Origin of the sequence: Acinetobacter sp. 40AMC3-4 (assembly GCF_049898185.1) — a bacterium.
Lineage (GTDB): Bacteria > Pseudomonadota > Gammaproteobacteria > Pseudomonadales > Moraxellaceae > Acinetobacter.
Genome location: NZ_JAFCXG010000014.1, coordinates 17,034 through 36,882, shown reverse-complemented (window position 1 = coordinate 36,882; position 19,849 = coordinate 17,034). Strand labels below are relative to the sequence as shown.

The 19,849-nt window shown below is 44.6% G+C and carries 18 protein-coding genes; 13 read left to right on the top strand and 5 right to left on the bottom strand.

The window, feature by feature from the left end:
* The first annotated feature begins 62 nt into the window (after positions 1-62).
* The 5 genes from ubiE (at position 63) to ACP7BU_RS13475 (ending at position 4,939) form a co-directional block, all read left to right on the top strand.
* Positions 63-1,007, top strand: a complete 945-nt coding sequence (gene ubiE / locus ACP7BU_RS13495) for a bifunctional demethylmenaquinone methyltransferase/2-methoxy-6-polyprenyl-1,4-benzoquinol methylase UbiE (protein WP_004647333.1) — start codon at positions 63-65, stop codon at positions 1,005-1,007.
* A gap of 12 nt (positions 1,008-1,019) precedes the next feature.
* Positions 1,020-1,697, top strand: a complete 678-nt coding sequence (locus ACP7BU_RS13490) for a ubiquinone biosynthesis accessory factor UbiJ (RefSeq protein WP_253147763.1) — start codon at positions 1,020-1,022, stop codon at positions 1,695-1,697.
* A gap of 12 nt (positions 1,698-1,709) precedes the next feature.
* Positions 1,710-3,329 carry an ABC1 kinase family protein gene (locus ACP7BU_RS13485; RefSeq protein ID WP_425878996.1) on the top strand — a complete coding sequence of 540 codons (1,620 nt, stop codon included), beginning with the start codon at positions 1,710-1,712 and terminating at the stop codon, positions 3,327-3,329.
* Between the two features lie 152 nt (positions 3,330-3,481).
* The gene (locus tag ACP7BU_RS13480) at positions 3,482-4,561 is read left to right on the top strand and encodes a patatin-like phospholipase family protein (RefSeq protein WP_425878994.1); all 1,080 of its coding nucleotides are present in this window, start codon (positions 3,482-3,484) and stop codon (positions 4,559-4,561) included.
* 60 nt (positions 4,562-4,621) lie between these two features.
* Positions 4,622-4,939, top strand: a complete 318-nt coding sequence (locus tag ACP7BU_RS13475) for a hypothetical protein (RefSeq protein ID WP_425878992.1) — start codon at positions 4,622-4,624, stop codon at positions 4,937-4,939.
* Positions 4,940-4,995: 56 nt separating this feature from the next.
* Here ACP7BU_RS13475 and ACP7BU_RS13470 read toward each other — a convergent pair whose 3' ends face one another.
* A complete protein-coding gene (locus ACP7BU_RS13470; protein WP_004729326.1) occupies positions 4,996-7,350 on the bottom strand; it encodes a Tex family protein in 2,355 nt (784 codons plus the stop codon).
* 335 nt (positions 7,351-7,685) lie between these two features.
* Between ACP7BU_RS13470 and ompR the strand changes: the two genes are divergently transcribed.
* The 4 genes from ompR to ACP7BU_RS13450 all read left to right on the top strand — a co-directional run bounded on the left by ompR (position 7,686) and on the right by ACP7BU_RS13450 (position 12,821).
* Positions 7,686-8,450, top strand: a complete 765-nt coding sequence (gene ompR, locus ACP7BU_RS13465) for a two-component system response regulator OmpR (protein ID WP_004278590.1) — start codon at positions 7,686-7,688, stop codon at positions 8,448-8,450.
* A 262-nt stretch (positions 8,451-8,712) separates the two neighbouring features.
* Positions 8,713-10,173, top strand: a complete 1,461-nt coding sequence (locus ACP7BU_RS13460; RefSeq protein ID WP_034438039.1) for an ATP-binding protein — start codon at positions 8,713-8,715, stop codon at positions 10,171-10,173.
* Positions 10,174-10,378: 205 nt separating this feature from the next.
* Complete coding sequence (locus tag ACP7BU_RS13455) at positions 10,379-11,896, top strand: acetyl-CoA hydrolase/transferase family protein (RefSeq protein WP_004647324.1); 1,518 nt, start codon at positions 10,379-10,381, stop codon at positions 11,894-11,896.
* A 232-nt stretch (positions 11,897-12,128) separates the two neighbouring features.
* Positions 12,129-12,821: a DsbA family oxidoreductase gene (locus ACP7BU_RS13450; RefSeq protein WP_005102861.1), complete on the top strand. Its 693-nt coding sequence runs from the start codon at positions 12,129-12,131 to the stop codon at positions 12,819-12,821.
* Positions 12,822-12,887: 66 nt separating this feature from the next.
* Here ACP7BU_RS13450 and ACP7BU_RS13445 read toward each other — a convergent pair whose 3' ends face one another.
* On the bottom strand, positions 12,888-13,088 hold the full coding sequence (locus ACP7BU_RS13445) for a dodecin family protein (protein ID WP_004278594.1): 201 nt from the start codon (positions 13,086-13,088) through the stop codon (positions 12,888-12,890).
* Positions 13,089-13,498: 410 nt separating this feature from the next.
* Here ACP7BU_RS13445 and ACP7BU_RS13440 point away from each other — a divergent pair, with 410 nt between their 5' ends.
* From ACP7BU_RS13440 to ACP7BU_RS13425, 4 genes are all read left to right on the top strand, one after another.
* On the top strand, positions 13,499-13,666 hold the full coding sequence (locus ACP7BU_RS13440; protein WP_004278595.1) for a hypothetical protein: 168 nt from the start codon (positions 13,499-13,501) through the stop codon (positions 13,664-13,666).
* Positions 13,667-13,918: 252 nt separating this feature from the next.
* On the top strand, positions 13,919-14,098 hold the full coding sequence (locus ACP7BU_RS13435; RefSeq protein ID WP_004647321.1) for a hypothetical protein: 180 nt from the start codon (positions 13,919-13,921) through the stop codon (positions 14,096-14,098).
* 10 nt (positions 14,099-14,108) lie between these two features.
* Positions 14,109-15,515, top strand: a complete 1,407-nt coding sequence (locus ACP7BU_RS13430) for a hypothetical protein (RefSeq protein WP_425878987.1) — start codon at positions 14,109-14,111, stop codon at positions 15,513-15,515.
* A 92-nt stretch (positions 15,516-15,607) separates the two neighbouring features.
* A complete protein-coding gene (locus tag ACP7BU_RS13425; RefSeq protein WP_005267573.1) occupies positions 15,608-16,717 on the top strand; it encodes a hypothetical protein in 1,110 nt (369 codons plus the stop codon).
* An 81-nt stretch (positions 16,718-16,798) separates the two neighbouring features.
* On the opposite strand, the gene ACP7BU_RS13420 is transcribed toward ACP7BU_RS13425, so the two are convergent.
* The 3 genes from ACP7BU_RS13420 to ACP7BU_RS13410 form a co-directional block, all read right to left on the bottom strand.
* Entirely contained in the window at positions 16,799-17,062 is a 264-nt protein-coding gene (locus ACP7BU_RS13420; protein ID WP_005108064.1) for a hypothetical protein, read from the bottom strand.
* A 194-nt stretch (positions 17,063-17,256) separates the two neighbouring features.
* On the bottom strand, positions 17,257-19,176 hold the full coding sequence (gene htpG / locus ACP7BU_RS13415; RefSeq protein ID WP_425878984.1) for a molecular chaperone HtpG: 1,920 nt from the start codon (positions 19,174-19,176) through the stop codon (positions 17,257-17,259).
* Positions 19,177-19,339: 163 nt separating this feature from the next.
* Positions 19,340-19,684, bottom strand: a complete 345-nt coding sequence (locus tag ACP7BU_RS13410) for a lysozyme inhibitor LprI family protein (protein ID WP_374952282.1) — start codon at positions 19,682-19,684, stop codon at positions 19,340-19,342.
* Positions 19,685-19,849 lie beyond the last annotated feature (165 nt).

Here is a 19,849-nt window from a genome sequence, read left to right as displayed (position 1 = left end):
AGAATCTGTCATGATGCAGACAATGCAAGATTAACCCGATTGATATGTTAGGAGTGACTCCAATGTCGAATGAAAATACAACGCCTACCCCTACCCCCGAGTCGGCACAACAGACAGACAAAGTGAGCCCATTCTTAACTGAACCCCTTCCACAAGGCACCCCGCAAGGTCAGCAACAATCTTTAGAACAACGTCTGACTGACACGCCTGTGACGGGTACTGTGCCTAAATACAATCTGCCACGCGGTGCCAATACAGGCAACGTCGGCTCAACCACGCACTTTGGCTATCAAACTGTCAACAGCGAAGAAAAAGCCCAGAAAGTCGCAGAAGTGTTCCACTCGGTGGCGAGCAAATACGACATCATGAATGATCTGATGTCTTTTGGTATTCATCGCCTGTGGAAGCGTTTTGCAATCAATATGTCAGGTGTACGCCGTGGCCAGCATGTGCTGGATATCGCGGGTGGTACTGGCGACTTGGCTAAAGTCTTTAGCCGCGAAGTGGGCCCGACGGGTCATGTGGTACTGTCTGATATTAACGAATCCATGCTGAATGTCGGTCGTGACCGTCTGATTGATGCGGGCTGTACCAATGTCGATTTCGTTCTGGCCAATGCCGAAACCTTAGAACCATTTGCAGACAACAGCTTCGATCTTTTAACGATTTCTTTCGGTCTGCGTAACGTCACCGATAAAGATGCGGCACTGGCTGCGATGTACCGTGTCCTTAAGCCAGGTGGCCGTTTACTGGTTCTGGAATTCTCTAAACCAGTGTTTGAACCATTCTCTAAACTGTATGACCTGTATTCGTTCACGGCATTGCCAATCATGGGAAAAATCATTGCCAATGATGCAGAAAGCTATAAATACCTGGCTGAATCGATCCGTATGCATCCAGATCAGCGCACCCTGAAAGGCATGATGGAAAATGCCGGCTTCCAGAATTGTGACTATCACAACCTGACTGGCGGGATTGTTGCGGTTCACCGCGGTTTCAAACTTTAAGGTTCCTTGCCTATGTGGTCAATTCTGGCACTCGGTGCTGTTGAACGCGTGATTCATCATGTGATTGATCTGGATGCCATTACCCGCATCCAGCTGAATGCTCTGTCCGGTAAAATGCTGCGGGTGGTGATCGCCTCGCCACAGCTTTCGGTCGATGTGTTTTTTGATGAGGGCAAAGTTCGTCTGGAGCCAACGGCAACCGGTCATACCGAAACACCTTCGGTCTTTGAACAGCGTCCATTTGACGCGAGTTCCGCGACAGTCCTTGAAGCGACCGCAACCTTGCAGGTCAGCAATGTGGTGGAATTACTCAAGCTGCTGCTTTCCGATGAAGTGGGCAATATTCCATTGCAAGGCGACTACAAGTTATTGCAGGAAATCCAGCGCATCATGCAACAGGCGGAACTGGATCTGGCGGCGCATTTAAGCCCCTGGATTGGCCCGACACTGGCGCATGAAATTGGTAAATTGCAACTGCTGCCCCAGCAGCTAAAACGCACCCTGCAAAGTCAATTATTCTTTGCCGAAGATGCCTTAAAAGAAGACAGCGGTCTGTTTGCCCCACGCTGGCAAATGGATGACCTGAATCAGGACACCCGTATCCTGAATCAAAATTTAGATCGGGTTGAAGCGAAAATCCATCAGCTTCAGGCTCAAATCGATGCCTCAAACAATTCTACTCAAGACTAGGTACACAGCTTTATGATTCCGCATGTTTCACGTTTACTCGAACTTTGGCGCATCGCCGCGCACTATCGACTCGACACGTTGTTTCCTGCGGAAGAATTACCAGAAAAATCCCGGCATGTGCTGTCCCTCATCCGGATGCATCCGGCCGCCTGGTCCAGTCGTGAACGTAAAAATCCGCTCAAGCTGAAACTGGCTTTAGAAGAAATGGGACCGTTGGCAATCAAGCTCGGTCAGCTTCTCTCAACCCGTCGTGACCTGATTCCACCTGAAGTTTTACAGCAACTGGTGTTACTGCAAGACCGGGTCAAGCCATTTGATAATGACGTGGCCAAGATGCGCATTCAGGAATCCCTGAAAGCTGATGTAAATACCCTGTTCGCGCGTTTTGATACCCAGCCACTGGCAGCGGCTTCGATTGCACAGGTGCATACGGCTGCCCTGCATGATGGCCGTGAAGTCGTGGTCAAAGTCACCCGTCCGAATATTCGCCAGCAGATTTTGCAGGATTTTGAAATTCTGGAATGGCTCGGTCAATTTCTGGAAAAACGTCTGGAAGCAGCACGTGCCCTACATTTATCAGAAATCATTCAGGATTATCGACAGATCATTCTGAATGAGCTGGATCTGACGCTGGAAGCAGACAATACCCGCCGTATGCGCCATCACTTTACCGGCTCGAGCATGATGTATGTGCCGGAAATTTATATGGACAGCAAAGACGTGCTGGTAGCCGAGCGCATTACCGGGGTGCCGATTTCAGATATCGCGACCTTTAACCGGCTGGGCATGGATCGGGCCGATCTGGCGCGTAAAGGCCTGACCATCTTCTTTACCCAGGTGTTCCGCGATAACTTCTTCCATGCCGATATGCATCCGGGAAATGTCTTTGTAGAAACCATCAATCCGGCCAATCCGCGTTTTATTGCGCTGGACTGCGCGATTATGGGCGAACTGTCCAAACACGACCAGATGACCGTAGCACGCATGCTACTAGCGGTCATGAACAGCGACTTTATGCAGCTGATTCAGGTGGTGCATCAGGCTGGCTGGATTCCACCGGGGACTGATCAGGATGCTTTGGCTCGTGAAATGCGCCGCAGTGTGGGGCCAATGGTCTCAAAACCGATGCATGAACTGGATTTTGCCGGCATTCTGATTGAAGTGATGGATATCGCTCGTCGTTTCCATCTCGAAATTCCCCCTCAATTGATGTTGCTGCTAAAAACTTTGGTGCATGTCGAAGGTTTGGGAACCGACCTATATCCTGAACTGGATATCTGGAGTCTGGCCAAACCGATCCTGACCGACTGGATCAAGGCCCAGATGAATCCGCAAAAGAACCTGAAAGAACTGGGACAAAAAATCCCGGATCTGCTTTTAGGGGCGCAGGATTTACCGACACTGATGATCGACAGCTTAAACGGTTTAAAAAACCAGTCGGCCTGGCATGCCAAACAGCTCAATGAATTACAAAGCATGCGCCTGCAAATGGAACATCAACAGAAGCGTAGCTGGATGTTCGGCAGTGTCATGGCCATTCTGCTGGCGATTGCAATTATTTCACCGTGGTTTGTGTCGGTGATTCTGATTGTGCTAGCAAGTGTGCTTGCCGTCTGGCGGATTGCGAAATAACTAAATGAGCTTTTAAAAAACCTGACACTGTTCAGGTTTTTTATTTTCTGGACATCGCATGACTCCAAAGTCACCTTAGGACATATCTTGCCATTGGGTCTTTAGACCTATCGCTTAAAATAAGCACATATTTGGCTAGTATAGGTTCAACCATGGTACAGATTTTACAGAAACGTGCGCCTGCGCTGACGATTCGTGCCGGCCATCTGGCACGTGAGCTGATTCTGGAACAAGGTTTGCAACCCGAACAGGTCGATATCGTGCCCGGTGCTGCAGGTGGCCCCAAAGGCATCGGTATTCAGGGACTCGATCAGGCGATTTTTGGTGAGTTTTTTCCACGTGCGCCTCAGCGTAGAACTTTGGTGGGTTCTTCGATTGGCAGCTGGCGCTTTGCCAGTATGGCTGCACATGGTGCTCAACAGGGAACCGAACGCTTAGCTGAACTCTATACCAATCTCTATTTTCATAAAAAAATGACCCGTCAAGATGTCAGCGACATCTGCCGTGGCATGCTGCTGGATCTGGTACAAGGCAAAGAAAACGATCTGGTCAATCATCCAGATTATCATCTCGCAGTCATTTCAATTAAAGCCCAGCATATTTTCCAGAGTGACAAGGCATTGCCGTTGCTGGCTTCTGTGGCTGGAATTCTTGGAACGACCGCAGTCGCGCGCCGGCACAGCCGTCATTTCATGCAACGTGTAATCAGCCAGCCCAATATCGGTGAACAGTTTAAAATCGCTGAAGATGGATTTACCACGCATTATCATGCACTAACCGAACAGAGTGTGTTGTCCTGGCTAATGGCATCGGCATCTATTCCGGGGGTCATGGCGGCAATGCGCGATATTCCGGATGCGCCGCAGGGTTATTATCGCGATGGTGGCCTGATTGACTATCACATTGACCTGCCCTTTCAGAGCAAAGGTATTGTGCTGTATCCACATTTTACCGATAGCATTACCCCCGGCTGGTTTGACAAGTTATTTAAACGTACCTCAAATCCGGAAAATCAGGCACGAACTTTGCTGCTTTCTCCATCGCAGCAATATCTGCAAAGTTTGCCTTTGGGTCGTTTGCCTGATCGTAAAGACTTTAACTTAAAAGGTTTGGACCAGAACCAACGGATTCAGCTGTGGAAGCAATGTATTGCGGAAAGTCAGCGTTTGGGCGATGAATTTCTGGAACTGGTCGAGAAGCAGAATTTTGCTGAGGTGATGCAGGCCTTGTAATTGGCCGCAGCTGCCCGATTATTTGTATAATTGCTTTAATTTTGTGAACTGTTGAGATTTATGCAGAAGTTTTTAGTTGTCCTGCAATACCTGTGTCTGGCCTTTGCCATTTATCTGATTTATAGCGTCAGCATGTCGCTATATAGCCAGGATTTTATCCTGATGGAGTTGGTCGCTGATATTGGTACGATTCTGATCTGTATCGACTTGGCGGTATTTTTATTTACCAGTAAAGGCAAGCCCGGCATTAGCATGGAAGAATATGCAAAAAGACTGGAACAGCCACCATCTAAGCTGGTCTATGTGACGCGAAAAATGGGGCATCTCGGTATTTTGCTGATTATCACCAGCTGGATTGTGCCGATAATCAATTCATAACGATCCAATAAAAAACCTCCCAATTGGGAGGTTTTTTTATCGAGGATAGCTAAAAATTATTTCGAACCTTTAATCCCTGCTTGAAGTAATAGCGCACCCAAACCACCAATTTTTTGCTCTTGTGGTTTAGCCGCTTGAGGTTTCTTACCCTGAGGGCGATCACCTTGCGGACGTCCTTGCTGTGGACGTTTACCCTGAGGCTTACGTTCACCACGTGGCTCATTGTTCTCGCGACGTGGCTGACGTGGTGCTTTCGCCGGAGCTTCAGAACCTTCTGGACGCATCGATAAATTCACACGGTTACGTTCAGCATCCACATTCAAAACACGGACTTGTACGATTTGACCCGGTTTCACCACTTTATGTGGGTCAGCGACGAATTCATTGGCAAGTTCAGAAATATGTACTAAACCGTCTTGATGCACACCCACATCGACAAATGCACCGAAGTTAGTGACATTTGTCACTACACCTTCCAGCTGCATGCCTTCAGACAATTGCGCAACTTCAGTAATGTCATCACGGAATTTAGCAGTGCGGAACTCTGGACGCGGGTCACGGCCCGGTTTTTCCAGTTCAGCCAATACGTCTTGAATTGTCGGCAGACCGAATTTCTCGTCTGCAAATTCTTCAGCATTCACTTGGCGAATGATTTCAGTATTGCCAATGATATCTTTTACAGTCGTTGCTTTTGCTTCAACAATTTTGCTCACCAAAGCATATGACTCAGGGTGAACTGCAGAAGCATCTAGTGGCTCTGTACCATCTTGAATACGCAAGAAGCCCGCAGCCTGCTCAAAAGTACGCTCACCTAAACGTGGTACTTTTTTCAAAGACTGACGATTGTCAAAACGACCATTTTCCTTACGGAATTCCACAATTTGCTGTGCGATCGATTTGTTCAGACCTGCGATATAACCCAAAATCGCTGCTGATGCAGTATTTACATCCACACCCACCGAGTTCACACAGTCTTCAACGACCGCTTCAAGGGTTTTCGCCAGACCGGTCTGGTTCACGTCATGTTGATACTGACCTACACCAATCGATTTCGGATCGATTTTCACCAGTTCTGCTAGTGGATCTTGTAAACGGCGTGCAATCGATACTGCACCACGGATCGACACGTCCAGCTCTGGAAGTTCCTGTGAAGCTAGTTCAGATGCTGAATACACCGATGCACCTGCTTCAGATACAGAAACACGCGTCATTTTCAGATCACTGTTCGCAGCCATCATTTCAGCAACTAAAGCTTCAGTTTCACGGCTTGCAGTACCATTACCAATCGCGATCAGGTCAACATTGAACTCGCGGCATAAACGCGCCAGCTCGGCCAGTGAACCTTCTTTATCATCTTTTGGCGCAAATGGATAAATCGTACTATGTGCCAGTACATCACCAGACTCGTTCACCACCGCCAGTTTCACACCAGTACGGATACCTGGGTCCACGCCCAAAGTGGTACGTGCGCCTGCAGGTGCAGACAGCAGTAAATGACGCAGGTTTTCAGCAAAGACGTTCATCGCTTCTGTTTCAGCAGCCAGACGTTTTTCAGTCAGCAATGAATGTTCAATCGTTGGACGAACTTTACCGAGCCAGAACAATTTTGCAGTTTGCTTCAAGAAATCCTGACGAGCTTGTGGCTGAACAGTTTCAAGATTGTATTCAGTTTCAATACGCGCCAATGGAGCATCATCTTCGCCATCAACTTTCAGGCCTAAAACGTTTTCCTGACGGCCACGCAGCATCGCCAATAAACGATGTGAAGGCACTTTGTTCAAGTTTTCAGAGAAATCGAAATAATCACGGAATTTTTTACCGACTTCTTTTTTCTCATCACTTGCAACTAAACTTTTCAGCACGGCAGTTTTTGCAAATGTCGCTTTAAGTTCAGTGGTCAGTGCGATATTTTGTGCCCAGTCATCAATCAGGATGTGCTGGATCGCATCAAGCTGGCTTTCAGTATCTGGATAATCTTCATGGCTAAAGCCCGCCAAAGCTTCAGCTGGATCAACGGCTTCATTAAAGATTTTTTCGGCAATCGGGCCTAAACCGGCTTCTTTGGCCTTGAATGATTTACTGGTACGTTTTGGGCGGTACGGCGCGTAAATTTCTTCTAATGCATTTTTGGTTTCGGCCGCATTCACACGCGCCAATAAATCATCAGATAATTTATCTTGTTCTTTGAGTGATTCAATCACCTTTTCACGGCGCTCATACAAATCACGCAAGTATGATAAACGCGTATCGAGTTGACGTAGTTGCGTATCGTCTAAGCCTTGCGTTACTTCTTTACGGTAACGTGCAATAAAAGGAACACTGGCACCTTCATCAATAAGCTTGATGGCAGCCTCAACTTGATTTGGACGTACGGCAAGTTCTTTTGCCAACTGCTGAACTAAGTCAGTCATCGTGTTTGATCCCACAAGGATAAGTACTAAATGGCATGATTATAAAGACCGGGTCTATAAAATCCACCATTGTTTTTATTAATTTACCTCATCTTTATATTATGAAGTGCCACAGTTTTCAGCTTTTCCCGATAAAGTTTGTATGAACTTTGCTTTTTATCCAGCTTAAAATCGTATTTTTTGCTCATTTAGATGTATATATTTGGTATCTATGTCTTGATTTTAACTGCAATATTTGGTGCTTTAGAGCATAGTCAATTAATATCAATGAATCGTATACTCAAAGCCTATTTGATTTTTATTTATGACGACAATAAAGAATAAAGGAGCATCTCATGAGTTTAGTTGTACCTGCTGAAAAAGCCGATGCCGTACATACCGAAACGGACCGGGTCGAACGGATCCTGGTGGTTGATGATGATGTTCGTCTGCGTACCTTATTACAGCGTTTTCTCGAAGATAAAGGCTTTGTGGTTAAAACTGCACATGATGCCACGCAGATGGATCGACTTTTACAGCGGGAACTGTTTTCTCTGATCGTGCTCGACTTTATGCTTCCGGTCGAAGATGGCTTGAGTATCTGTCGTCGTTTACGCCAATCCAATATCGATACGCCTATCATTATGCTCACCGCTCGTGGTAGCGACTCGGATCGTATTGCCGGTTTAGAAGCAGGTGCCGATGATTACTTGCCTAAACCGTTTAACCCGAATGAGCTGCTGGCACGTATTCGTGCGGTATTGCGCCGTCAGGTACGTGAAGTGCCGGGTGCACCAAGCCAGCAGATGGAAGTAGTTTCTTTTGGTCCTTGGTCACTGGATTTGTCTACCCGCACCCTTACCCGTGAAGGCCAAGTGGTAACACTCACTACCGGTGAGTTTGCGGTACTGAAAGCACTGGTGCAGCATCCACGTGAACCATTAACCCGCGACAAGCTGATGAATCTGGCGCGTGGCCGTGAATGGGGTGCCATGGAACGTTCAATTGATGTTCAGGTGTCACGTTTACGCCGTTTAGTGGAAGAAAATCCAGCCCGTGCACGTTATATCCAGACCGTATGGGGTGTGGGTTATGTCTTTGTTCCAGATGGTGCTGAATAAAGGAAAACTTATAGGATAAAGATTACCCCAATTTATTGTCCCTAAAAGCCATTCGCGGCTGTTTGAGCTTCCCCTTCTTTAAAGGCTCGTATACAAAGGCGCGAGTTCAGCGAATGGCAAAGTTTTTACTTGCGTAACAGTGTTACTCATTTTTTCAAAAAAAGTAACACAACAAGCTCCTTCCATCGAAGGTTCAAGCAGTAAGATTCCATTACAAATTATTATTACTGCTCAATTTGGAAAATGCCAACAGGGAGCTGGTGTGAAACTCGACCCCATCGATCCACAAAAATTTACCGATTTTGTCAGCTACTCGGAAAAGAAACGTACCCGCTGGGAACGCTTTCTCGACAAGATCAAGCCGCGTTCTGCTGCCATGCGTACCACAGTACTGGTGGTTTTTGTGGTGTGTTTTAGCCTGTTCATGTCCTTGTGGTTCTTTTGGCGTACCCTGTTTTTACCTGAAATCCAGCAACATGCGCGTTATCTGGCCATGGAACTGGAAATTCTCAACAATCCCGATCTGCGCCTGTATCACAAACAGCAAGAAGTGGATATCGATGACTGGCTGAAAAACCGGGTCGGCATTGAATACGTGACCAATCCAGCAGAATATCCCACGGTTCGGGAAAAGCTGATTGCAGAATTTTTTACTCGGCAGATCGAAACCAAACTGGCCAAAGAGTTACGTATCGAACAAGCCACGGTCTATTTCCAGTTTAAGCCGAGTCCACGTATCTGGATCCAGACCCCTGAAATGAATGGCCACTGGGTACAGGAACCTTTAAAGACGTATGCCAACTATAGCAATGAACTGATTTTGGGCTGGTTGCTTGGCACGCCGATTATTGTCGGCATCATTATTTTGACCTTGGTGCGTCAGCTCAACCGTCCTTTACGCCGTTTGCAGAACGCCGCCAACAGTTATAGCCGAATCGGTTCGGCGCCCTATCTGGATACCAATCATGGTCCACTGGAAATCCGTCAGGTCAATCATGCCTTTAACCAGATGATTTATACGCTGGATCAGACCGAGCGGGAACGCCGCATCATGCTGGCCGGCATTTCACATGACTTGCGCACGCCCTTAACCCGGATCCGCCTCAGTGCCGAAATGATGCCAGATGAAGACTTTCTCAAAGAAGGCCTGATTTATGATGTCGAAGATATGGACGCGATTCTGGATCAGTTCATCTCCTATATGCGTGATGGTTCTGATGAAGAGCCGCAGGATACCAATGTCAATGTGCTGCTCCAAGAACTGGTCAAGCAGTTTAAACCGCTGGATATCCGCTTTACGCCACAAGACATCCCAACCATTCAGGCGCGCAGCATGTCGCTAAAAAGGCTGATTGGTAATCTGATCAATAATTCGAAACGTTATGGTTCAGAACCAATTGAGCTTTCTGCGCATGTTGAAGAAGATCAACTGTTGATTTGTGTCGCAGACCATGGCGAAGGCATCCCGGAAGATCAGATTGAAGCCTTGATGCAGCCTTTTGTTCGGGGTAATTCGGCACGAACTGTACAAGGCAGTGGCTTGGGGTTGGCCATTGTGAAACGGATTGTCGACATTCACCATGGTCAATTGCGTATTCATAATCGTCCTGAAGGTGGGCTGGAAGCTATCATTTCACTACCCGTGAATCAGGTGAACCCAGAGACACTTTCCCCAGCCACCACACTCGATAAAATTCGCCAAACTTTGACTGATCACTTTTAAGAAGTGATCAGTAATTCAACAAATGACTTTTTAGTTTTTCTATACAATTCATTTTATAGTTCACGAATTCAATCATTTAAAAATCATCATTTTTTATTATACCTACATTTAGCTAAAAAATTAGACCTTAGCCTAACACCTATGCACAATACATTTTTTGAGCGGTACAATCCGTATCATAGTTTAAGAATTAATGAGAGTTAAAATGTCTTTAGATCGTATCCGTTTAGCCTCCCTACACAACAAAGTCATCAGCCCTGAACAAGCGGCTGAATTCATCCAAGATGGCATGACTGTGGGTATGAGTGGCTTTACTCGCGCTGGTGAAGCGAAGGCGGTTCCTTTAGCTTTGGTTCAACAGGCAAAAGCAAACCCATTAAAGATTACGTTAATTACTGGTGCATCACTAGGGAACGATCTAGACAAACAACTGACTGAAGCTGGCGTATTGGCACGCCGTTTACCGTTCCAGGTCGACAACACTTTACGTAAAGCAATCAACAACGGCGAAGTGATGTTCATTGACCAGCACTTGTCTGAAACCGTTGAACAAATGCGTAACCTTCAGTTGAAAAAACCAGACGTTGCGATCATCGAAGCCGTAGCAATTACTGAAGATGGCGGCATCATTCCAACAACATCTGTTGGTAACTCTGCAAGCTTTGCGATTTTTGCTGAAAAAGTGATTGTAGAAATCAATACGAATTTAAGCCCGGCATTTGAAGGCTTGCACGATATCTACATCCCGACCTATCGTCCAACGCGTCAAGCGATTCCATTGACTCAAGTTGATGAGCGTATCGGTACGCATGCGATCAATATTGATCCATCTAAAATTGTTGGTATCGTATTTAACAGCGAATTGCATGACTCTCCATCTACTGTAACTGCGCCAGATGATGAGACTCAAAGCATTGCCAACCATTTGATTGCTTTCTTTGAAAAAGAAGTGGCTGAAGACCGTCTACCGAAAAACCTCGGACCTCTTCAAGCAGGGATCGGTTCAATTGCAAATGCCGTATTGACGGGTCTGAAAGATTCAAACTTTGAAGACTTGATCATGTACTCAGAAGTTCTGCAAGACTGTACGTTTGAATTGATCGATGCAGGTAAAATGAAGTTTGCTTCAGGTTCTTCTATTACACTTTCTGCGAAATACGGCGAGAAAGTATTTAACAACCTTGAACAATACAAAGACAAACTGGTATTACGTCCACAGGAAATTTCAAACCATCCTGAACTGGTACGTCGTTTAGGTATTATCGGCATCAACACTGCACTTGAGTTTGATATTTACGGTAACGTGAACTCAACTCACGTATGTGGTACCAAAATGATGAACGGTATTGGTGGTTCAGGTGACTTCGCACGTAATGCCCACTTGGCGATCTTCGTAACCAAATCAATCGCGAAAGGTGGCGACATCTCTTCTGTGGTACCGTTTGCTTCACATATCGACCATGCAGAACACGATGTTGATATCCTAGTGACTGAACAAGGTCTTGCGGATCTTCGTGGTTTGGCTCCGCGTGAGCGTGCACGTGCAGTAATTGATAACTGTGCGCACCCAATGTACCGCGATGCGTTGAATGATTACTTTGACCGTGCATGTGCAAAAGGCGGCCATACCCCTCATCTTCTTCGTGAAGCGCTTTCTTGGCACTCAAACTTCGAAGAAAATGGTCACATGCTTGCTGTTGAAGCTGCAGTAAAAACTGCATAATTGACTGCATTCACAAAACGCCCTACGGGGCGTTTTTTTATGGCATTTTTATATTTTTTTTGAATAGTCAGAACCTGATTATATTAAGGAAGCCATCTGGCTATCACCTACTCTTTCTTCTTTTATTTATCCTGCCGATCTGCTGTAGAAATACACTTCTGATGCTCAAGGGCTTTAAATTCTGATTCTTCACCCTCATACTTGAACACAAGAGCAAAATTAGAGACATGACATGCGCGTAGATATCTGGTCAGATGTGGTTTGCCCCTTCTGCTATATTGGTAAAAAACGTTTAGAAGCTGCTGCACAAGAAGCAGGTATTGAGCTAGAAGTACATTGGCACAGTTTCCAGCTCGATCCTGAAGCACCTGTACGTCAGGAAGTCTCCAACTCTGAGCGTCTGGCGCAAAAATATGGCCGCACCGTGGCAGAAGTCGAAGAGATGCAGCGCAATATTGCTGAAATGGCCAAAGCCGAAGGTATTGAATTTAACTGGGAAGGTGCCAATTCAGGCAATACCTTTAATGCGCATCGCCTGATTCACCTGGCGCAAAGCAAAGGTTTGGGCAATGAAGCACAGGAAGCGTTCTTCTATAGCTATATGACCCAAGGTCTGGCGATTGGAGAACGTGAAACACTGGAAGATGTCGCAGCGCGTATTGGCCTGAATCCGGTCGAAGTCGATGACCTGTTGGATTCGGAAGAATATGCTGATTTCGTCAAATTCGATCAGGAAGTCGCACATGAACAACTCAAAGTGACCGGTGTACCTTTCTTTGTTTTTGATCAACGTGTGGCATTGGCAGGCGCGCAGCCTAAAGAAGTTTTCCTGCAAGTATTTGAAAAAGCGCTCGATACATCAACCAACAGTCAGGCAGCACAATGCTCAACAGAAACGTGTGACACGCCAGACCAAGCTAAATAAAACAACGTTCAATAAAAAACCCCATTTCAAATGGGGTTTTTTTATTTGTTATTGAATGGCATTCGCTTAATCAACCAGAAAACTAATTTTTAAATTGACACGATATTCCGTGATTTTATTTTCTTTAATGACAACCTTCTGTTCATTGATCCAAGCACCTTGTACATTTTTGACCGTTTCTGTGACTTTCTGAATGCCCGTTTGAATCGCATCTTCAAAGCTTTTATTGCTGCTTGAATTGACTTCTACCACTTTTGCAATTGCCATAATAAAACTCTCAGCATGAAAATGAATGGAATTCCATCTTAGTCCATTCTCAGAAGATTGCAGCAGCCCGTAAACAAGCGATAGCAAAAACTTACATGGATTGAACAAAGCTCGAAATTCAATCTTAAATTGGCAGATCAAAAACACATCGCCGCTTGTTTTGGCACTCGATCAAGTCCAGATTCTCATCGCCAAAACAAAGCATAAAGTCCTGTAAAATCATAAAAATCAAACTAGAGTAAATACACTAATTTATTGTTTTATAGAGTAATTTATCTAAAATTTACTGCCTGAATTTGCCGAATCTATCATTTTATATTAAGTCTTATTTGCTATTATTTCACCCGAATTAAGTTTAAATATTCTCCTCTGTTCAAGTCATTGAACACTCTGATATTAAAGGTCATCCTATGAATGCTCTTAAATTTGCTTTCGCTGCAACCGTTATGGCTTTTTCTGTTCAAGCGTCTGCACAAATGGCGCAAGTGGTTCATCTGCCAGACTTTCCAGCGACTAAAGTACCTGCTGAAACAGTAAATACAGATGCTGCGACTGTAGCAACTGAAAAAACGGCTTAATGCAAAACTGTTTTGCATTAAAACAGGCTGATTGATTCAGCCTGCTTTTTTTATCATATTGAACACATTCTGTGTAAAAGATGCACAACTCTCAAAAATATCGACTATTTCCTACTCTCATTTTTTCTATTGATTTTTATCACTTTTAATTAAAAAATTTGTTTATAAAACACTCAAAATAGATCACTATTTTATGTGATCTCTGCTTATAATTGCAGCAATATAAATAGATTAATGATAAGAAAATTTTTTATGCATGAACTTCAGGCATTGGTACAGGGCAAAATTCCGCCTCAGTCAGTTTCTATTGATTATTTAATTGAAATGGCAGAAAGCTATACAGACTCGAATTCTGCTGAATACAGACTGGTCGAGCTGGCGGTTAACATTGTACTGGCACAAACCCTGGATAAAGCACTGAAACATCTCTAGAGATCAAAAAATGAATGCTTTAGAAAAAGCACACTTAATTAAAGAACTACATGGACTGGCGCAGCAACTGGAGCATAAAGTCCTGCCTTTCTATGAAATTGCCCGTTCTAAAAAAAGGATACGCGATATTTTTAATCTGTGTGATGAGCCTATTTTCAAGACCCAGATTTCAGCATTTAAGGCCCGCACTCAACCTGAACTTGTTGCTTACCAATTTTCTGCTAATACGTCTTATCATCTAAGCTTTCGTGGCTATTTCACCGAAATCTTAGCACTGGAACAAGCACTGTCTGCCCATCCGGATTCTGGCTGGGCAGTTTTGCATCATCCTGAACGTGGCTGGCAAATCTGGCTGATGCCCGCTCCCCAAGCTCCTGCCCTGCACAGCCAATGGGCTGAATTGCAACACTGCTATATCTGGCTGTTGCAACAACAGCAGCAATTTTCTTGTCTGCAACAGGATCCCCCCTTGATCGTTCCTGCCTTATCCTTAAACGAAGCTGAAACCAGCTGCAATTCTGTGGAAACAACCAAATATCATCGGGGACGGCCGCGCGCAAGAATCCATGCATTAGAACTACGCCGCCCAGATGAGTCAACCAATCAGATACTGACTGAACCCAAGGAACTAAATCCTCAACTAAAAGCTGAAATGACAATAACGAAAATTCCGCAAGAACAGATCACAGCCTCCGAATTGATTCAATTCCCTGTACAGATTCAACTAGGCGAACTAAACACCCATGTACACCCTTTAGGCTTAGAAGAAACCAATATCCAGCGACTCTGTGCTTTAGAACTGACTGAGAATATCGAGCATCCTGCCTATCTGGATATCACCTTGTATTATGCGGCAGAAGATAACTGGCAGGCACGTCAGGTTTATTTGGTTGAACAACTGAATCTGCAAGGTCAGTTTGTTAAATATCTGATGCTCTTAGGGGTACCGAGTCAGTTACAGGCACATTATTGTATTCAACATTGGCTGACCCATCATCAACGCCAGGCTGCTGCGATTAAATCACTGGCATGGTCTGTTATAAGCACCAGTTTCATGCAACTCGAGCTTTTTTCAACGGCTTACTTGCAGCAGGCTGAAACAGTCTGGACACAGCCAGATTACCATCCATTTATACCCGCACAGTCCATTCAAAAGCAGAAATTTATCTCGTTTAAAGAAGCTGCTGCGGATTTTTCTACCCCAGTGCTTTTGCTACAGGAACATCAAAAAATCCGAGTGATTCATGGTGAAAAACGCATCTCTCTCGCAGAGGATGAGCTGGCCTATCCATACATCTTGCTGCAACGCGACAAACAGCTAAATTGGCAGAATATTCACAATATTATTTTAACAATGCCACAACCCATTCGGGTATTAGAGCTTTATCGGGAAATTCAGGCTCAAATGATTGAATAATTGCTGTTATTTTGTAGCTTTAACTTGCTTTTTAAGGCCGTTTTTTAGAAAACTACAGCTGAATATAAGAATACAAGAGCAACAAATATCTCATGCAAATAAACAGGATTACTCAAATTTTACTGCTCTCTCTGGGCTTAGGAATGAGTGGTAGCATGTCTTGGGCCAATTCAGTCACAACTGCTCCTGCCAGTCCAACGAATATAGAGCCAAGCCGATCAGGCTTGCTGGATCAGATTCCACGTTTGATCGATGCAACACCCACGGTTCTGCCGGAGCAATCAAATGTCGCCATTGTTCCATCCACGCTAGAGACAGAAAATTATTCATGGGCAGATCAAAAGCAGAAAGGCATCCGCGAATGGGCCGATCGTACTGCGCATAAAATTGATAACTGGTTTGGTGAAAGCGATCCGGATCAGCCAGCTGCAGCTACATTACGGATCATTCTAGATAATCGCTGGGATGAATATGAAGGCTATGAGATTAAGCCTCGAATCCGCGGCAAGATCAAGCTTCCGACCTTGGAACAAAAGCTGAGTGTGGTGTTTGGTGATGACAGTCTGGACAATGAATTAGACAGCAATGTCGCGATTACCAATGAAAATCCTGCCACTTCCGGAAATAAGCGTCTGGATACTAAACGTGCCCGTGAAGATAACAGCTCTTTTGCCTTACGTTGGTCAGAATGGTCAGATCGCATTCCTTTCGAAACCGATCTGGATTTGGGCCTACGTTCTGGCGATGATATTTACCTGCGTGTCAAAGCCAGTAAGGATTGGACACTAGAAAATGACTACTCTTTTCATGCCGAACAGATTTATCGCTATGGCGTTCAGAGTGAAAACTATTTACGGACCAATCTGGAGTTGATCCATGCTCGTCCCAATCAGGCCTTTTTCTCCAATCAACTCAGTCTGACTTATGCAGATGATCAAGACGACGATCTGACTTGGGACAACTACACTTTTAGACAACACCAGTTTTTTCAGGACAACCGTTTTAGTTATGGCATTTATACTGGAGGTTATCTGAATGACAAGGATCTGCGTCTCAACCGCTGGGGTCCATATGTGTCGTGGAGACAACCTTTTTTACGTGAATGGTTTTTTGTCCAGACCGACCTGAACTACCTGAATGATCATCGCGAGGATCGTGACCACTATGTCGGGGCTTTGGTACGTTTAGAAGCATTGTTTTAAACTGAATGATGGTGGAAAATATAAAAGCCCATCATTCATGGGCTTTTTTCAATATTACTGAGGCAATCAGCGCGGTAAGTATTAGCTGGTTTTATTCAAGATAATACGATCACTGCGTAGCACTCGTTTTTGCTGTAATGAAGGTTGCTCCATCACTGGCATATTGAAGCGAATACGATCGCTATGTTGCACACGTTGTAGTTTTGCTGCCTCTACTTTCGCAACTTTATAAAAACTGATTCGATCTGTGCGTACCATTTTTTCTGCAGCAGGTGCCGCTAGACTAACTTGGCTCATCGACATCAGGATTACAGCGCCCATACTGATCATCAGCTTAAATTTCATAACATTCTCTCTCTTTGCTTTATAATCGTAATTATAAATTAAAAATTAATTAATAATCCAAAATATAGATTTATGATTCGAAGGTATTTTTTTATCCTGTCTATCGTTTTTCCAGATCATTTCTAGAATTGAAAAATGAAGCAGACATAAAAAATCCCTCCTAAGAGGGATTTTCTCATTCAATACATCAGCACTTAAGCAAGCAGCAAACTATTAATTCGCTTGACATATTCAGCAGGATTTTCTGGTAATCCACCTTCTGCAATCACCGCTTGGTCGAAGATCACATTGGCCAGATCATCAAACTGCGCCGAGCCATCCAGTTTTTTCACCAACGGATGTTCTGGGTTAATTTCCAGAATCGGCTTGATATCCGGCACAGGCTGACCTGCATCTTTCAGCATACGAATCAGTTGTGGAGACAACTCACCTTCTCCAGTTACCAGACAAGCCGGAGAATCGACCAGACGCGTCGTCACCCGCACTTCTTTGGTTTTGTCTTTTAATGAATCCGTCAGCTTATCCACCACCGGTTTAAACTGGGCTGCGGCTTCTTCAAGGGCTTTCTTCTCTTCGGCATCCTGAAGGTCACCTAAGTCAACTGCACCCTTAGACACGTTTTGCAAAGGCGTACCATCGAACTCATTCACGAAGTTCATCGCCCATTCATCCACGCGTTCAGTCATCAACAGAACTTCAATGCCTTTTTTCTTGAACAGTTCCAGTTGCGGTGAATTTTTCGCAGCATTCAGACTATCTGCAGTCACATAATAAATGGCTTTCTGGCCGTCTTTCATGCGTGCTTTATAGTCTGCCAATGATGTGCTGACTTCATCATTGGTCGACGTCGCATAACGCAGCAGTTTCAAGATACGTTCACGGTTGCTGAAATCTTCACCCAGACCTTCTTTCAATACTGAAGCAAATTCCTGATAGAAGGTCTTGAAGTTTGCCTGATCTTTTTCATCTTCAGATTTAGCCAGATTATCCAAAATGGTCAGGATACGGCGGGTATTGCCTTCACGGATGGTTTTTACATCACGGCTTTCTTGCAGTAATTCACGGCTCACGTTCAATGGCAGATCGGCACTGTCCACCACGCCTTGTACAAAGCGCAGGTAGTTTGGAATCAGGTTATCCGCATCATCCATAATGAACACGCGTTTCACATACAGCTTGATACCCGCTTTGGATTCACGGGTGAAAATATCATGTGGCGCTTTGCTTGGAATATATAATAACTGGGTATATTCAGTGCTGCCTTCAACTCGGTTATGCGCCCAAGCCAATGGCGCTGCGAAATCATGGCTTAAGTTCTTGTAGAACTCGACATACTGCTCTTCAGTGATTTCAGACTTGTTACGAGTCCATAATGCGCTGGCCGAGTTAATGGCTTCCCACTCATCAGTTTTGACATACTGGCCACCTTTAGATGTTTCACCTTCAGCCGCTTCTTCTTCCTGCCAGACTTCTTTTTGCATCTGGATTGGCAGGCTAATGTGGTCTGAATATTTATTGATAATCTGCTTCACTTTATAGCTTTGCAGATAATCCAGCGCATCGTCACGCAAGTGCAGAATAATATCGGTACCACGACTTTCTTTAGTGATCTGTTCAACTTCGAACTCACCGGTTCCGCCACTGATCCAGCGCACCCCTTCAGAGACATCTGTGCCAGCACGACGCGACTCTACCGTGATCTTGTCAGCCACAATAAAACCGGAATAGAAACCGACACCAAACTGGCCAATTAGCTGGGCATCAGCCTTTTGATCGCCGGTCAGTTTGGACATAAAGTCTTTGGTGCCTGATTTGGCAATAGTCCCTAAATTATCAATAGCTTCCTGTTCGCTTAAGCCGATCCCGTTATCTGAAATGGTAATGGTTTTATTGTCTGCATCCAGACTGACACGAACGCGCAGATCCGGATCATTTTCATAAAATTCGGGATGGTTAATCCCTTCAAAACGTAATTTGTCGCATGCATCTGAGGCATTCGAGATCAATTCGCGTAGGAAAATTTCAGGGTTTGAATAAAGCGAATGGGTCACGAGATGTAGTAACTGAGCCACTTCAGCCTGGAAACTATGTTTTTGTGCGCTAGACTCGCTCATTAATCACTCCTTTTATTTTAAATACAGGTCAATACTGTTGCCTATATGAATGGAGTGAGTTACTAAATTTTCAATAGCCAGTTGTATATTTTTTCTCAAGATATTTTATAAAGGATCTCTTGATCTAAAATGACTTGGATTTGTAAAGGCTTAGGTTTAAGGCTTAATAAGGCCCAAGCTTATAAATACGTTGAAATTGCAGGTCTATTTGCTGCTGACGCATATTATAGACCTGACTCAGACAGGACACAGATTCCTGACAGCGGTCACGGAACTGTAGCCATTTCACCTGATCACGCTGGATCACCGAACGGGTTCCCATAGGCACCATACGGCGTAAAATATGATAGCTGGTACTCATCTTGACATCGGCATCATTGAGCAGACGATGTTCACAAATCGCTTTCTCTGTCACGGTTTCAGCTTTCTGACAATCAAAACTTGCCGCATAGGTAGACCCTGCCAGCAGGCTGAAGAAGATCACAATACCTTGGCTTAAAAACTTCATGCTGATCTTCCTTATTATTCAATTATTAAGTCGTATTCAATTAATATTTACTTTATTCGTTTTAATATAGTTGAACATTGCCGATCTGCTCAATTTCAATAAGTTATAAATCGTTGTTATTTTGAAAAAAAGCCTCATTCAAGATGAGGCTTTTTTGTTGAGCAA

Coding starts and splice junctions, on each gene's coding strand:
- ACP7BU_RS13470 (WP_004729326.1), bottom strand. CDS start 7,350: ATGACTGACTTAGTTCAGCAGTTGGCAAAAGAACTTGCCGTACGTCCA.
- ACP7BU_RS13455 (WP_004647324.1), top strand. CDS start 10,379: ATGTCTTTAGATCGTATCCGTTTAGCCTCCCTACACAACAAAGTCATC.
- ACP7BU_RS13475 (WP_425878992.1), top strand. CDS start 4,622: ATGCAGAAGTTTTTAGTTGTCCTGCAATACCTGTGTCTGGCCTTTGCC.
- ACP7BU_RS13450 (WP_005102861.1), top strand. CDS start 12,129: ATGCGCGTAGATATCTGGTCAGATGTGGTTTGCCCCTTCTGCTATATT.
- ACP7BU_RS13485 (WP_425878996.1), top strand. CDS start 1,710: ATGATTCCGCATGTTTCACGTTTACTCGAACTTTGGCGCATCGCCGCG.
- ACP7BU_RS13425 (WP_005267573.1), top strand. CDS start 15,608: ATGCAAATAAACAGGATTACTCAAATTTTACTGCTCTCTCTGGGCTTA.
- ACP7BU_RS13410 (WP_374952282.1), bottom strand. CDS start 19,684: ATGAAGTTTTTAAGCCAAGGTATTGTGATCTTCTTCAGCCTGCTGGCA.
- ACP7BU_RS13480 (WP_425878994.1), top strand. CDS start 3,482: ATGGTACAGATTTTACAGAAACGTGCGCCTGCGCTGACGATTCGTGCC.
- ACP7BU_RS13490 (WP_253147763.1), top strand. CDS start 1,020: ATGTGGTCAATTCTGGCACTCGGTGCTGTTGAACGCGTGATTCATCAT.
- ubiE (WP_004647333.1), top strand. CDS start 63: ATGTCGAATGAAAATACAACGCCTACCCCTACCCCCGAGTCGGCACAA.
- ACP7BU_RS13440 (WP_004278595.1), top strand. CDS start 13,499: ATGAATGCTCTTAAATTTGCTTTCGCTGCAACCGTTATGGCTTTTTCT.
- ACP7BU_RS13435 (WP_004647321.1), top strand. CDS start 13,919: ATGCATGAACTTCAGGCATTGGTACAGGGCAAAATTCCGCCTCAGTCA.
- ACP7BU_RS13445 (WP_004278594.1), bottom strand. CDS start 13,088: ATGGCAATTGCAAAAGTGGTAGAAGTCAATTCAAGCAGCAATAAAAGC.
- ACP7BU_RS13430 (WP_425878987.1), top strand. CDS start 14,109: ATGAATGCTTTAGAAAAAGCACACTTAATTAAAGAACTACATGGACTG.
- htpG (WP_425878984.1), bottom strand. CDS start 19,176: ATGAGCGAGTCTAGCGCACAAAAACATAGTTTCCAGGCTGAAGTGGCT.
- ompR (WP_004278590.1), top strand. CDS start 7,686: ATGAGTTTAGTTGTACCTGCTGAAAAAGCCGATGCCGTACATACCGAA.
- ACP7BU_RS13420 (WP_005108064.1), bottom strand. CDS start 17,062: ATGAAATTTAAGCTGATGATCAGTATGGGCGCTGTAATCCTGATGTCG.